Origin of the sequence: Rhodopila sp., assembly GCF_035548235.1 — a bacterium.
Lineage (GTDB): Bacteria > Pseudomonadota > Alphaproteobacteria > Acetobacterales > Acetobacteraceae > Rhodopila.
Window position 1 is genome coordinate 1 of sequence record NZ_DASZTJ010000096.1, and the last position, 13,948, is coordinate 13,948.

Consider the following 13,948-nt stretch of genomic DNA (forward strand, 5'->3'; position numbering starts at 1 on the left):
CTGGTCCGGCGTCAGCGGCGCGCCCGGCAGGTGCTGCAGCAGGCTCGCCTGCAGGTGCGCGAGGCCGGCGGGGATGTTCACCAGCCGCCGGTGGCGGTGCGTCTGCTCCAGGACGAAGGCGAGGATCTCGCGGAACGTCCAGACCCGCGGGCCGCCCAGCTCATACACCCGTCCTTGCGCGTCCGTCCGCGTCAGCGCGGCCATCACGGCGTCCGCGACGTCGCAGACATAGACCGGCTGCATCCGCGTGCCGCCCGAGATCACCGGCATGAAGGGCAGCATCCGGGCGATTTCGGCGAAACGGTTGAAGAAGCGGTCCTCCAGGCCGAAGACCAGCGACGGGCGCAGGATCGTGGCGTTGGGGAACGCGGCGGATACGGCCTGCTCCCCGGCCCCTTTCGTCTTGCCGTACCGGCTGGGGCTCGCCGGGTGCGCGCCGATGGCCGACATCTGGACCAGCCGCCGGACGCCGCCGGCGGCGGACAGGCGCGCGATCCGTTCGGCCCCTTCGGCATGCACCGCCTGGAACGTGGCGCCGCGGGATTCGGCCAGGATGCCGACCATGTTGACCACGATGTCGGCGCCCTCGATCGCGCGATGCACCGTGCCTTCGTTGGTCACCGAGGCGTAGAGCGGCACCACCTGCCCGACGGCGCCCATCGGCTTGAGGAACAACGCCGCCTCGGGGTCGCGCACGGCCACGCGCACGACATAGCCCTGGTGGGCCAGCCGCTTGACCACATAGCGGCCGATGAAGCCCGACCCGCCAAACACCGTTGCAACGTGCCGCGTCGCCATATTCCGGCCCTCCTTGCCCGCGCGTCTGATACGCCGCGGCGCGTCCTGCCTCAAGATTGCATGGCTGCAAGGCGCCCACGAGGCGCGAAGAAATCGCGTCCCGGTCCGAAACGGCGGTTGACGAGGGCGCGGCGGGGGGCTACATCGCGCGCCCTACCGATGGACGCGGTCGACGCGGACATCCGGTTGCCCAGATGGCGGAATTGGTAGACGCGCAGGTTTCAGGTACCTGTGGCCGCAAGGTCGTGGAAGTTCGAGTCTTCTTCTGGGCACCAATCAAACTCATCCCGTTGGCGAATCAGCTATCCGGAGCGGCCGCGGCAGTCGGGCATTCCGGACCGGCATCATGGTCTCTGGTCGATCAGCCGGCGGCCGCGAACCAGGTCTTTCAACACAGATAAGCGCAGATGCGCACGGATATGCACAGATTTCCCTCGATCTCGCTGGCGTGCTGCAGTTTGAGACGAGAGGAGATGGGGGCACTCAGGCCGATCAGTCCCGCGTCCATTGTTGGCCGCCGGGTTTTGTGTCAAAGCTCCCGCGAGGCTGTCCGGTCAGCCGACCCACGCGATTTCCCGAACACGGCGCTCGGTTTCCGAGCACCACCTGACCATGAGCATCACGCAATTCATGCCGAACGGCACTATCCACCTGTATCGCGGCGACCTGCCGCAGGACCTTGTCCTCGGACCTGTCGTCGCCGTCGACACCGAGACGATGGGGCTCAACCCGCACCGCGATCGGCTGTGCCTCGTGCAGCTCTCGGGCGGGGACGGCCATGCCCACCTGGTGCAACTCGTGCCGCCACGGCTGGGCGGCCGCGGCTACGATTGCCCGAACCTCAAGCGGCTGCTGGCGGATCCCGGCACGGTGAAGCTGATGCACTTCGCCCGCTTCGACGTCGCCGTGCTGCAGCATTACCTGGACATCACCGTCGCGCCGGTCAAATGCACCAAGATCGCCGCGCGGCTGGTCCGCACCTTCACCGACCGCCACGGCCTGAAGGATCTCTGCAAGGAACTGCTGGGCGTCGAGTTGTCGAAGCAGCAGCAAAGCTCCGACTGGGGCGCGGGCGAACTGACGGCGGAGCAGATGGCGTATGCCGCCTCCGACGTGCTGTACCTGCATGCTTTGTGGGCGAAGCTGGAAGCGCTGCTGATCCGCGAGGACCGGTTGGCCCTCGCGCTGGACTGCTATGCGTTCCTGCCCACCCGGGCGCGGCTGGACCTGCTGGGCTACACGGAACCGGACATTTTCGCGCATTAGCGCCCCTGTTGATGCCCGCATTTGTTGATGCCCGCATTGATGCCCTGCGACACCCCAACCATACCCCGATGATTACCCCAGTGATTACCCCGATGATTACCCCCTGGGGGAATCCGAGCGGAGTCTGGTAAGAGTCCGATCACGGTGTATTACTGGAAGTAACTCTTTGATATGGTCCGGTGGTTGACCCGGCCTTCCTGCCCAGCCCATAGAACAAGAGTCAATTTTTGGAAGACGCATCGATCTTGCGTAGAGCTTCGTCACCGACCAGCGCTGACCTGACATCCGACCTGCAGGTCGCCCGCGATGTCCTCAGCGCGGAGGCGGCCGGGCTGCTGTCGCTTGCCACCAGCCTGGGCGAGCGGTTCACCGACGCGGTGGATTGCCTGGCGCGGGCGTCCGGGCGCGTCGTCGTCACGGGCATGGGGAAGTCCGGCCATATCGCGCGCAAAATCGCCGCCACCCTGGCGTCCGTCGGGACGCCGTCGCTGTTCGTCCATCCCGCCGAGGCCTCGCACGGCGACCTGGGCATGATCGTTCCCGGCGACGCGGTGCTGGCGCTGTCCAATTCCGGGGAAACGGCGGAGCTGGCCGACCTGGTGGCCCATACGCGCCGTTTCGGCCTGACGCTGGTGGCGATCACCGGGCGGGCCGACTCGACCCTGGCACGCGCCGCCGATGTCGCGCTGGTGCTGCCCCGCGCGCCGGAGGCCTGTCCGATGGGCCTGGCGCCGACCACCTCGACGACGATGCAGCTTGGCCTGGGCGACGCGATCGCGGTGGCGCTGCTGACCCGCCGCGGCTTCACCGCCACCGATTTCCGCCGGATCCATCCCGGCGGCCGGCTCGGCGCCCGGCTGCGCCGTGTCAGGGACCTGATGCATGGCGGGGACGACATGCCGCTGGCGACCCCCGAAACGCGCATGGATGCCGCGCTGGTGCGGATGACGGAAAAACGCTTCGGTTGCCTGGGCGTTATCGACGCGGCGGGGCTGCTGGTCGGGATCATCACCGACGGCGACCTGCGCCGCGCGATGGGTCCGGACCTGCTGGGGCGGGCGGTGCGTGAGGTGATGACCCCCACGCCTCGGACCATCGACGCCGAGGCCTTGGCGGAGGAAGCATTGCACGCGATGAACGCCCATCCGCGCCCGGTCACGACCCTGTTCGTGGTGGACACCGAAGGGCGGCCCGTGGGCGTGCTCCATATCCACGACCTTCTGCGGGCGGGGCTGTCATGAACCACGTGCCGCTTTCAGCCGGCCGACGGCAGCCCGACTTCGCCGGATCGCTGAGCAAGGGTCCGGCGGGCGGGTCCAAGAGAGAGACGCTGCGGGGTTCGCTGGAGGAGTCCGCCGGGCAAGTCGGCGGCTACCTGCGCGGCGGCTTCGGCCTGCGTGGCCGGGTACCGCCGCCGCCCGGCCGCCTGGCGCGGCGACGCCTGGCGATCGCGGTGGCGAAATGGGTCCTGCCGGCGATCGCGGCCGTCCTTCTGGCCTCGATCGCGCTCTGGCCCGAAATCCAGCAGGTCAGCAACGCGACGCGCCTGTCGATGGCCCATGTCTCCGGCGAGGTCGAGGGCGGCAGCCTGGTGGACGCACGCTACAACGGCGTGGACGAGAAGGGCCGTCCCTATACGCTGACCGCCGCCACCGCCTGGCAGATCGACCCCGAACGCGTCGGCCTGACGATGCCGAAGGGCGACATCACGCTGGAGAACGGCGCCTGGCTGATGCTGACGGCCAAGAACGGCACGTTCCTGCAGCACCTGAACCAACTCGACCTGGTGAACGACGTGACGCTCTATCGCGACGACGGCACCACGATGCACACGCACAGCGCCACGATCGACATCAAGGCGGGCGCCGCAGCGGGCAACGACCCGGTGCATGTCGAAGGCCCGTTCGGGACGCTGGACGCCAAGGGATTCACGGTGATGGACAAGGGCACGTCCATCGACTTCCCCGGCCCGGCGCGCGTCCTGCTCAACGGTTCCAACTGATGGCCGACGCGTCCCGGTCTCGGCGCCCGATCCTGCCGCGCCTGGCGGTGCTGGCGGCCCTGGGTATCGGGGGCGTGGCGGCGGGCCTGACAGGGGCCGCGCGGCCCGCGTCGGCGCAGCAGCTCGACCTGACGCATGGCGGCCCGATCGCGGTCACCGCGCAGGACGGGATCGAATGGCGGCAGGCGGACCACGAGGTGATCGCGCGCGGCGACGCCGTGGCCAAGCGCGGCAACGTCACCGTGACGGCGGACCGCCTGACCGCGTGGTATCGCAAGAAAGCGGCGCCTGGCGGAAGCGCGTCCGAGGGCGGCGGCGCCGGCGGGGCGGCGACCCCGGCGTCCGTGCAGCGCCCCGCCTCGTCCGACGGCCTGGTCGGCGACCCGACCGCCGACAGCAACGAGATCTACCGGCTGCAGGCCGACGGCAACGTCCGTATCTTCACCCAGACCGACCAGGCGGTGGGGGACAAGGCGGTCTACGACCTGGACCAGGGCGTGCTGGTGATGACCGGCCGCAACCTGAAGCTGACCACGCCCAACGACGTCATCACCGCGCGCGACGACCTGGAATACTGGCCGCAGAAGCACATGGCCGTGGCGCGCGGCAACGCGGTCGTGGTGACGAGCGACGCCAAGCGCGTGGCGGCCGACACGCTGGTTGCCTATACGACCGACAACCCGCCTCCCAACGGTCAGGTGACGCCCGTCTCCGCGCCGGCCGGCCAGGCATCGAAACAGGCCCCGGGACAGCCATCCACCGATCCGCTGGCCCAATCGGGGCGGTTGCAACGGGTCGAGGCTTTCGGCCATGTTTCGATCCGGACGCCGACCGACACCGTGACCGGCGACCGGGGCGTGTACGTGCCGGATAGCGGCATGGCCCGTCTGGCCGGCAACGTGCAGATCAACCGCGGCCAGAACCAGCTGAACGGAGCCGAGGCCGACGTGAACATGAAGACGGGCATCGCCACCCTGCTCTCGCCGCATTCGGGCCGGGTCGCGGGCCTGATCGTGCCGAACGATCCGACCAACAAGGGCCTGACGAACGACCCGACGGCGACGCTGGGCGCGCCGCCCGCCCGTGCCTCCACGAGTGCGGCCACTGGGACTGCCACTGGGACTGCCACCGGTGCTACCATTGGGGCCAACGGCCGGAAACCGGCGGCCGGCGCGGGCAAGGCGCCATGAACGTGTTCGGCGGCCCGCAGGCCTTGGAAGCAGTTCGCGAACCGGACGGCACGGCGCCCGACCGCAAGCCGGCTGCCGCGAAGAACCCCGGCCCGGCGCCCGCCGACGAGGGGCTGACCGCGCGCGGCGTCGGCAAGACCTACAAGGGCCGGCCGGTGGTGCGGAACGTCTCGGTCACGCTGCAGCGGGGCGAAGCCGTCGGCCTGCTGGGCCCGAACGGTGCCGGCAAGACCACCACGTTCTATATGATCGTCGGCCTGGTGCGGCCCGACACGGGGCAGATCAGCCTGGACGGCACCGATATCACCCGCCTGCCGATGTATCGGCGCGCTCGGCTGGGGATCGGCTACCTGCCGCAGGAGGCCAGCGTCTTCCGCGGCCTGAACGTCGAACAGAACATCATGGCCGCGCTGGAGGTCGTGGAACCCGACCCTGCGACCCGCCGGCTGATGCTGGACGAACTGCTGGCGGAGTTCGGCATCGGCCATCTCCGCCGGACGCCGGCCCTGGCGCTGTCGGGCGGCGAGCGGCGGCGCGTCGAGATCGCCCGCGCGCTGGCGACCCAGCCGTACTACATCCTGCTGGACGAGCCCCTGGCCGGCATCGACCCGATCGCGGTCGGCGAGATCCGCGACCTGGTGAAGCACCTGAAGGACCGCGGCATCGGCGTGCTGATCACCGACCACAATGTCCGCGAAACGCTGGATATCATCGACCGTGCCTACATCATGCATGACGGCGAGGTGCTGATGCAGGGCGTGCCGCAGGAGGTCGTGGCACACGAAGATGTGCGCCGGGTCTATCTCGGCGAGAAATTCAGCCTCTGACGTCCCGATAATCAGGCAATCCATGCTGCCCGGCGTCTGCCCCGCCCCGTCATCGCGGGCGAAGGAGGCTGTGCGGACACGCGGGGAGATCGGCGACGGATCGAAGGAAGTGCGCCGAGAAGGGCGCAGGCCTCCGACCTTTGTGCCCCGGACCTTGCGTCATGACCGGGCTTGCCCCGGTCACCCGCGCCTCAACCTGTCGATATCGCGACAGCCACGGATGGCCGGACCCGGACGCCTGTGCCGCCCTATCTTAATGCCCACTGGCTTAATGCCCACTGGCTTAACGCCCACCGGCTTAACGCCCACCCGACCTGACCGGGCCATCCCGCTCTTCCGAGGCACGCGATAGCTCCCCCCGAACCGGGCCACGAGCGGCAAAAAGTCGGGATCAGCGCCGGTTGGAACCACAGCCTGCGCGTGAGTTTTCCTCGCTGGATACACGCAGACGCATATGATCCCCGGCGCCATACGCAAACTAGCACGGTTTTTGCATAACAAACCCGGAATAGTCGTTGACCGGCGTCGGGAGCGAACGATAATCGCGCCCATGGCGATCGCTCCGCGTCTCGATCTGCGGCAAACCCAGACCTTGGTCATGACGCCCCAACTGCGTCAGGCCATCAAGCTGCTCCAGTTCTCCAACGTCGAGGTCAACGCCTTCGTCGATGAGGAGCTGGAACGGAACCCGCTGCTGGAACGCGACACGGCCGACGCGCCGATCGGCGAGCGGGCCGCCATCGACCAGATCGCCCCCCGCACCGAAACCCCGGTCGACGCGGCCGACGCCGTGAACGGCGACAGCCTGCCTTCGGACATCGCCGCGCCGCTGGACACGGATCACGCCAACTCCTACGACGCCGGCAGCATCAGCGACGGCGCGCCGCTGATGGGCCGGATGGACGGCGCCGGCGGCAGCCACAGCTTCGAGTCCGACGACCGGGGGATCGACGCGCTCGCCGATGAAGAACGGTCCCTGCGCGAGCACTTGGGCGAGCAGTTGCGCCTGAGCTTCGGCGACCCGGTGGACCGGATGATCGGGGCGCACCTGATCGCCCTGCTCTGCCCCGCCGGCCGGCTGACCGCCGACCCCCAGGCGATCGCCGGCGCCATGAACCTGCCGCTCGCGCGGATCGAGAAGGTCCGCCACGCGATGATGCGCTTCGATCCGGTCGGCCTGTTCGCACGCGACCTGCGGGAATGCCTGATGGCGCAACTCGCCGAACGCGACCGGCTCGATCCCGCGATGCAGACGCTGCTCGACAACCTCGATCTCCTGGCGCGACGCGACTCCCGGCGGCTGATGACGCTGTGCGGCGTCGACGCCGAGGACCTGGCGGACATGATCGCCGAGATCCGAGCGCTCGACCCCAAGCCGGGCGCGTCCTTCGACAGCGCGCCGGCGCGGGTGGTGGTGCCGGACCTGCTGATGCGCCAGTTGCCGGACGGGACCTGGATCATCGAGCTGAACCCGGACACCATGCCGCGCGTCCTGGTGAACGAACGCTTCTACGCGACGATCGCGCCCAAGGCGAAGAAAGAGGACAAGACCTTCCTGAGCGAGCGCCTCGCCAACGCCAACTGGCTGGTGCGGTCGCTGCAGCAGCGCGCCCAGACCATCCTGAAGGTGGCGACCGAGATCATCCGCCAGCAGGACCCGTTCCTGCGCCATGGCGTCGCCTATCTGCGGCCGCTGATCCTGCGCGACATCGCCGAGGCGGTGGAACTGCACGAAAGCACCGTCAGCCGCGTCACCGCGAACAAATACATCGCCACCCCGCGCGGCACGTTCGAGCTGAAATATTTCTTCACGACCGCCATCCACGGCACCAATGGCGGCGACGCCCACAGCGCCGAGGCCGTGCGTCACCGCATCCGCGGCCTGATCGACGGCGAGCCGCCGGCGGACATCCTGTCCGACGATGCCATCGTTGCCGCACTGCGTGGGGAAGGTATTGAAATCGCACGCCGAACCGTCGCCAAATATCGTGAAGCCCTGCGGATTCCCAACTCTGTCCAGCGTCGGCGGGAGAAGGCCGTCCCAGCGTAATACTACGGAGTAGACACCGCCTCCCGTCTCATGCCCAACTATCCGGGCGCACATGACTGAACCGCCGCACGACCGGTGCGCAATCGCGGCGGGAACGTTGGGAGAGGACGATGGAAATCACGGTTTCCGGGAAGCAGGTGGATCTATCCGACGCATTGCGGGAGCGTGTTTCGGACCACCTTGGCACGATCGCCGGCAAGTATTTCGATCATGCCATCGACGCTCGCGTGACCTTCAGCCGAGCGCGCAGCTTCTTCACGTGCGACATCAACATGCATGCGGGCCGCGGCCTGCAACTGCGCGGCGAGGGTGAGGCCGCCGACGCCAATTCCGCCTTCGACGACGCCGCCGAACATATCGCCAAACGCCTGCGGCGCTATCGCCGCCGGGTCAACGACCACCACCGCGACCTCGCCAACCGCGCTCGGCCCGAGGCGGCGCGGCAATACATCCTGCGGCAGGAAACGAACGGCGGCGAGGACGGGGAGCGCGGGATCGACGACGCCTATGCGACGGTCATCGCCGAGAACCAGACCGAGATCGCGATCCTGACGGTCGGCGAGGCGGTCATGCGCATGGACCTCGCGGACCAGCCGGTGATGATGTTCCGCAACAGCACCTCGGGCGTGCTGAACGTCGTGTATCGGCGGTCCGACGGGCATATCGGCTGGATCGATCCGGGCGACTGACGACGAGTTTCGGCCGGTCTCCCCCGAGACCGGCCGACCCGTCATGGCCCGGCCTGGCCGAACGATCTTCCCGCAGCAAGGCTCGTCATGGCCCGGCCTGGCCGGGCCATCGTCCCGCAGCAAGGCCCGTTATGACCCGGTTTGACCGGGCCATCTTCCTCCGGCAAAGCGCCGGATGACCCGGTCACGTCGGGCCATGACCACCAGTTGAAGCGAGCCATGACGACCACGTGAACGGGGCCGCGACGACCAGTCGACCGGGCGACTGGCTTGCCGGGGTCTGACGCTCGGCTGGGCTACGCCTCCCCGGCGCACTCCAGCATCGCCGCCGCCAGGGCGTCGGCCGGCGATTTCCCGCCCCACAGCACGAACTGGAACGCGGGATAGAAGCGTTCGCATTCGGTCAGGGCGATGTCCACGAGGTCTTCGAGGCTTTCCACCGATGCGCCGGAGGTCCCGCGCAGCAGGATGGCATGGCGGAAGACGGGCATGCCGTCGTCGCTCTCCAGCCCGAAATGGCCGAGCCAAAGCTGCTCGTTCGCCATTGCCAGCAATTCATAGAGGGCGGAGCGCTGCTTTTCCGGCACCTTCAAGTCGAAGGCGCAGGTGAAGTGCATGACGCTGATATCGTGCGACCAGTTGAAGAACAGGCCGTAATCGCACCATTGGCCGGGCGCTTCCGCCGCCATTTCCGTGTCGCTGCGGCGGTCGAATTCCCATTCATTCGCTGTGACGATTTGCTCCATGACATCAAGGGGATTTGCGGAGGGCTCGTAAGACGAAGCCAGCGATGCCGACATGCGGGGTCTCCCGTCCGAAGGAAGGCCGAGCGTGGCCATCTCCTCCGGCTGGAACGGTGACCCGGGTCTTGGGGGTGCCGATTCGACCGGAGTTGACCAACGGTTTCCACCCTATTCACGGGTTTGCGCCGCCCGCAAGGCCTAAGCCCCGGCTTTCCGTCAAGTTTCCCGATGGCGTGACTGCATCCACGCAAAGATCAGCGGATCAGGCCCGCGCTTCTCGGCAGAAACAGCGAGAATTCGGGAACGCAGATGATCAACATCAACCCGGCGAGCAACGCCAGTAGATACGGCACATACGCCCTGACATGCTGTCCGACGGAGATATCCGCGAATCGGAGCGCCATCAGCAACCCGACTCCCAACGGCGGCGTGAACAGGCCGATGCCGACCGCCGCGGTCTGGACGATGTCGAAATGCACCGGATGGACGCCGATCTTGGTGGCGATCGGGAAGACGACCGGGATCAGCACGACCGCGGCGGGCAACCCTTCCAGCACCATGCCGAACAGCAGCGTCATGACCGCGACTCCGGTCAGGAACAGCCAGCGCTCCCCTTCCAGCGGCGCCAGCAGGTGGCCGAAGAACTCGGGCGCGCCGGAGATGCCCAGCAGGTATTGGAAAATCGTGGCGACGGCGAGCAGGTAGATGACGACGCCGGTCAGCACGCCGGCCTGGTAGGAAAGCTCGAAGACCTCGCTCCAACTGACGTTGCGGTAATAGAACTTGGCCGCGATGAAGGCATACAACGCGACGATCGCCCCGGCCTCGGTCGCGGTGAAGGCGCCCATGTAGAACCCGCCCAGGATGACGAACGGGATCACCAGCGGCACGGCGGCGTTCTTCAGCGCGAGCAGCAGGCGGCTCAGGCTGGCGCGGGTGTCGCGCGGCCAACCCAGGATGTGCGCCTGCGCCAGCACCACGAGGCACAGGCAGGCGCCGATGATGCCGGCGGGGATGAAGCCGGCCAGGAACAGCGCGACCGCCGACTGGTTGGTCACCTCGCTGATGACGATCATGAAGATCGCCGGCGGCACCAGCATGCCCATGGCCGTGCCGGCGGCGATCAGCGACGCGCCGTCCTCGGGCCTGTAGCCGGCCTTCTTCAGGGACGGCATCAGCGCCGATCCCAGCGCCGAGACCTCGGCCATCTTGGACCCGCAGATATCGGAGAAGAAATAGGACACGACGATCACCGACATGCCCAGGCCCCCGCGCAGCCAGCCCACCATCGCGCGCGCCAGTTCGACCAGGGAGGTCGACATCCCCGCCCGCTCCATCAGGGAGCCGGCGAAGACGAAGGACGGGATCGCCAGCAGCACCCAGTTCTGGGACGCGGTGACCAGGGTGGAGCCAAGCTGCTGCAGCGGCAGGCCGGAGGCGAGCAGCCCCACCACCGCCGACGCGCCCAGCGCGAAGACGATGGGCAGCGACAGCACCAGGAGGATGACGAACGTCACCAGGGTCAGGAGGAGGATCACGGCGCCTACTCCCGCACGTCGGCGAAGCTGTGGTCGGGATCGTGCGGGCGGCGCGCCGCGTCCAGGGCATAGAGCAGCATCAGGATGCCGCCCGCGACGGCGCAGCCGTAAAGCCAGCCCATGTTGATCTCCAGCGCCGGCGTGGTCAGCGTGATGTTCAGCAGCACAAGCTGGTAGCCCAGCCACGCCGTCAGCCCGCCGAACGCGGCGATGATCAGGTTGTGCGCGACATGCACCACCGCCTGTCCCCCGCGCGGCAGGCGATGCACGAACAGGCTGAGGGCGAAATGACTCCGCTCCTTCACCGCGATCGCCGCGCCCAGCAGCGTAAGCCAGGCCAGCGCCATCTCGCCCACTTCCTCCACCCAGAAGAAGTCGGGGGGATCGAGGTTCAGCCAGTCGGTCACCGGCAGGACCACGTAGCGCATCAGCACGCCGTAGAGCATGACCCCGATGGCGAACAGGACAAGACTGCCGAGGATGATCCTCGGCAGCATCAGCACGAAGCGCATCGGCTCAGGCCTTGGTAGCGACGATCTGTTCCCACAGGCCGCTGTACTGCTTTTCGTATTGCGGCCACAGCTTCTTCTTCGCCAGTGCGATGAACGGCGCCCGGTCGGGCATGACGACCTGCATGCCCTTCGACTCGAGTTCCTTCTTGGCGTTGTCCAGCGTGTCGGCGGTCTCGGTGATGTGGCGCACCATCGCCTGCGCTTCCTGCGCCGTATCCAGCATCAGCTTCTGCATCGCCGGGGTCAGGCCGTTGAAGATCCTGGCGTTGATGCCGATGATCGAGGACGCGTAGTTGTGCGCGGTCAGCGAATAGTATTTCGAGACCTCATAGGCCTTGTCCGGCACCATGTTGACGACCGGCAGGTCGGCGCCGTCGATGACGCCCTGCTGGGCGGCGGTGATCACCTCGGCCCAGCCCAGCGGCACGGCGATGCCGCCCAGGTCGTTGATCGTGTCGGCGAAGACCTTGGCCGGCTGCACGCGGATCTTGAGGCCGCGCAGGTCGTGCGGCGTGGCGATCTGGTGGCGGGAGTTCCAGAAATGGCGGAACCCGTAATCGAAGTAATACAGCACGCGGACGCCGTATTTCTGCTCGAACTGCTTGTTGAGATCGTCCCCGGTCTTGCCGTTCAGGATCGAATAGGCCTGGTCGTAGCTGGTGATCAGGTAGCCGACGAGGAACGCCCCCATCTCGGGGAACACCGTCGCGGTCGCGCCGGCGGCATTGCCGATGGCGACGTTGCCGGACTTCACGGCGTTCATGATGTCGATTTCCTTGGTCAGCAGCGTCGCGCCGTGGAAGGTGACGTCAAGCTCGCCCTTGCTGCGCTCGTTCAGCGCCTTGGCCATCCAGTCGAGCGCGACGGCCCCGGAATCCGGGACCGCGGTGGCCGAGGCGATGTCCATCTTGACCGGCTTGGCCTGCGCGAACGCGGGCGCCTTGCCGGTCGCCAGAATGGCCGCAAGACCGCCCGAGGCCCGGACCAGGCCCCGACGAGACGTGACGAAACGCATAGTGGTGTTTCCCCCGAAGTTCGTTCGTTATTGCGGGGTAAGCTACAGCAATGCCACGCTGTGTCCATGGGAGAAACGGAGCTTCGTGCATGAGACATGATCATGCCCAATGGGGGCAGGCGAAATGGGGACCGGCCGACCAGGTCGGCGCGGGCAACCTGCTGACGGTCGAGAAGCGGCTGGCTGCCTTGGCGTCCGTCAAGTCAGGCCGCGTCTTCGACGTCAGCCATGACATCTATATGGGCGCGCCGTTCATGGCGCCGAACCAGACCCCCTTCCTGATGTCCATCTTCGGCTCCTGGCGGCACACAATCGCCAGGCGCCGCAAGCTGGGCGCGACCAACGACGCCGGCACCAACCTGGAACGCATCGAGATGACGGCCCATGTCGGCACGCATATCGACGCGCTGGGGCATTTCTCGAAAGGCGACATGCTCTACAACGGCAACAAGGCGGCCGACGTGGTGACGGACTGGGGGCTGGACCGGCTGGGGATCGAGCACGCGCCGCCGATGATCACCCGCGGCGTGCTGTTCGACGTGGCCGGCGCGACCGGCGGGGCGCATATGCAGCCGGGGCAGACGGTGACGATCGACCACCTGGAACGCGCCGCCGAAGCCGGCGGCTTCGCGGTGGAACCCGGCGACATCGCGCTGATCCGCACCGGCTGGGGCCGTTACTTCGGCGCGGACAACGCGCGCTACCTGGAAGGCGAGCCCGGCCTCGACGTGCCGGCGGCGAAATGGCTGATCGACCGGGGGATCGTCGCGATCGGCGCCGACAACATGGCGGTCGAGGTGCTGCCGAACCCGGACAAGGGGCTGCTGATGCCGGTGCACCAATACGCGCTGGCGGAGTGCGGGGTCTACCTGATCGAGAACCTGGCTCTGGAGGAACTGGCCGCGAACCGGGTGTGTGCCGGGTGCTTCATCCTGCTGGCGACGAAGATCCGCGGCGCGACAGGGGCGCCGGTGAGGCCGGTCGTGATCGTTTGAAACCACTTCGGGTGTCGTGGTGGGTGTGAGGCGGTCTTGAACGGGGACAGGGTCTGGGCGTTTTTCTGGTTGAGGGTTATATTTCAACACAGATCGGCACGGATGCGCGCATCCGTGCCGATCTGTGTCAAATTTCCTTCCCATCAACCACCTCGACCGCCGGACCAAGCCCCCCGGAAAACCAGGCCGCGGCACGGACCTCACCCCGCGGAAAGCCGTTCCGTTACGACCGAAACCACGCGCTCATGCACGGCCGCCGCGTCGCCTGATGCGTCGACCACCACGCACCGCCCCGGCTCCCGCATCGCGATCTCCCGGAACCC

Annotated in this window: 13 protein-coding genes and 1 tRNA gene; 9 read left to right on the forward strand and 5 right to left on the reverse strand. The window is 67.5% G+C overall.

Features of this window, described 5'->3' with window-relative positions:
- A partial coding sequence (locus VHB27_RS07720) for a complex I NDUFA9 subunit family protein (protein ID WP_325598908.1) occupies nt 1–798 on the reverse strand: 798 nt, incomplete at its 3' end.
- A gap of 188 nt (nt 799–986) precedes the next feature.
- Between VHB27_RS07720 and VHB27_RS07725 the strand changes: the two genes are divergently transcribed.
- The 8 genes from VHB27_RS07725 to hpf all read left to right on the forward strand — a co-directional run bounded on the left by VHB27_RS07725 (nt 987) and on the right by hpf (nt 8,822).
- Nucleotides 987–1,073: transfer RNA gene (locus VHB27_RS07725), tRNA-Leu, on the forward strand.
- A gap of 337 nt (nt 1,074–1,410) precedes the next feature.
- Nucleotides 1,411–2,064: a ribonuclease D gene (locus VHB27_RS07730; RefSeq protein ID WP_325598910.1), complete on the forward strand. Its 654-nt coding sequence runs from the start codon at nt 1,411–1,413 to the stop codon at nt 2,062–2,064.
- 245 nt (nt 2,065–2,309) lie between these two features.
- The gene (locus tag VHB27_RS07735) at nt 2,310–3,305 is read left to right on the forward strand and encodes a KpsF/GutQ family sugar-phosphate isomerase (protein WP_325598912.1); all 996 of its coding nucleotides are present in this window, start codon (nt 2,310–2,312) and stop codon (nt 3,303–3,305) included.
- On the forward strand, nt 3,302–4,066 hold the full coding sequence (lptC, locus tag VHB27_RS07740) for an LPS export ABC transporter periplasmic protein LptC (protein WP_325598914.1): 765 nt from the start codon (nt 3,302–3,304) through the stop codon (nt 4,064–4,066). Before VHB27_RS07735 ends, lptC begins: the two co-directional genes overlap by 4 nt.
- Nucleotides 4,066–5,256 (forward strand): LptA/OstA family protein, encoded by a 1,191-nt coding sequence (locus tag VHB27_RS07745; RefSeq protein ID WP_325598916.1) that lies wholly within the window; start codon nt 4,066–4,068, stop codon nt 5,254–5,256. Before lptC ends, VHB27_RS07745 begins: the two co-directional genes overlap by 1 nt.
- Nucleotides 5,253–6,083 (forward strand): LPS export ABC transporter ATP-binding protein, encoded by an 831-nt coding sequence (gene lptB / locus VHB27_RS07750; RefSeq protein WP_325598918.1) that lies wholly within the window; start codon nt 5,253–5,255, stop codon nt 6,081–6,083. The genes VHB27_RS07745 and lptB overlap by 4 nt, the downstream gene beginning before the upstream one ends.
- 550 nt (nt 6,084–6,633) lie before the next feature.
- Nucleotides 6,634–8,133, forward strand: coding sequence for an RNA polymerase factor sigma-54 (rpoN, locus tag VHB27_RS07755; protein WP_325598920.1), 1,500 nt, complete (start codon nt 6,634–6,636; stop codon nt 8,131–8,133).
- A 110-nt stretch (nt 8,134–8,243) separates the two neighbouring features.
- Nucleotides 8,244–8,822 carry a ribosome hibernation-promoting factor, HPF/YfiA family gene (gene hpf, locus VHB27_RS07760; protein ID WP_325598922.1) on the forward strand — a complete coding sequence of 193 codons (579 nt, stop codon included), beginning with the start codon at nt 8,244–8,246 and terminating at the stop codon, nt 8,820–8,822.
- Nucleotides 8,823–9,118: 296 nt separating this feature from the next.
- Here the strand turns inward: hpf and VHB27_RS07765 are convergent, their stop codons facing one another.
- The 4 genes from VHB27_RS07765 to VHB27_RS07780 all read right to left on the reverse strand — a co-directional run bounded on the left by VHB27_RS07765 (nt 9,119) and on the right by VHB27_RS07780 (nt 12,630).
- Nucleotides 9,119–9,622 carry a YbjN domain-containing protein gene (locus VHB27_RS07765; protein ID WP_325598926.1) on the reverse strand — a complete coding sequence of 168 codons (504 nt, stop codon included), beginning with the start codon at nt 9,620–9,622 and terminating at the stop codon, nt 9,119–9,121.
- 197 nt (nt 9,623–9,819) lie between these two features.
- Nucleotides 9,820–11,103, reverse strand: a complete 1,284-nt coding sequence (locus VHB27_RS07770) for a TRAP transporter large permease (RefSeq protein WP_325598928.1) — start codon at nt 11,101–11,103, stop codon at nt 9,820–9,822.
- Nucleotides 11,104–11,108: 5 nt separating this feature from the next.
- The gene (locus VHB27_RS07775) at nt 11,109–11,615 is read right to left on the reverse strand and encodes a TRAP transporter small permease (protein WP_325598929.1); all 507 of its coding nucleotides are present in this window, start codon (nt 11,613–11,615) and stop codon (nt 11,109–11,111) included.
- A 4-nt stretch (nt 11,616–11,619) separates the two neighbouring features.
- Entirely contained in the window at nt 11,620–12,630 is a 1,011-nt protein-coding gene (locus VHB27_RS07780) for a TRAP transporter substrate-binding protein (protein WP_325598931.1), read from the reverse strand.
- 89 nt (nt 12,631–12,719) lie between these two features.
- Here VHB27_RS07780 and VHB27_RS07785 point away from each other — a divergent pair, with 89 nt between their 5' ends.
- The gene (locus VHB27_RS07785) at nt 12,720–13,625 is read left to right on the forward strand and encodes a cyclase family protein (protein WP_325598933.1); all 906 of its coding nucleotides are present in this window, start codon (nt 12,720–12,722) and stop codon (nt 13,623–13,625) included.
- The last annotated feature ends 323 nt before the right edge of the window (nt 13,626–13,948 follow it).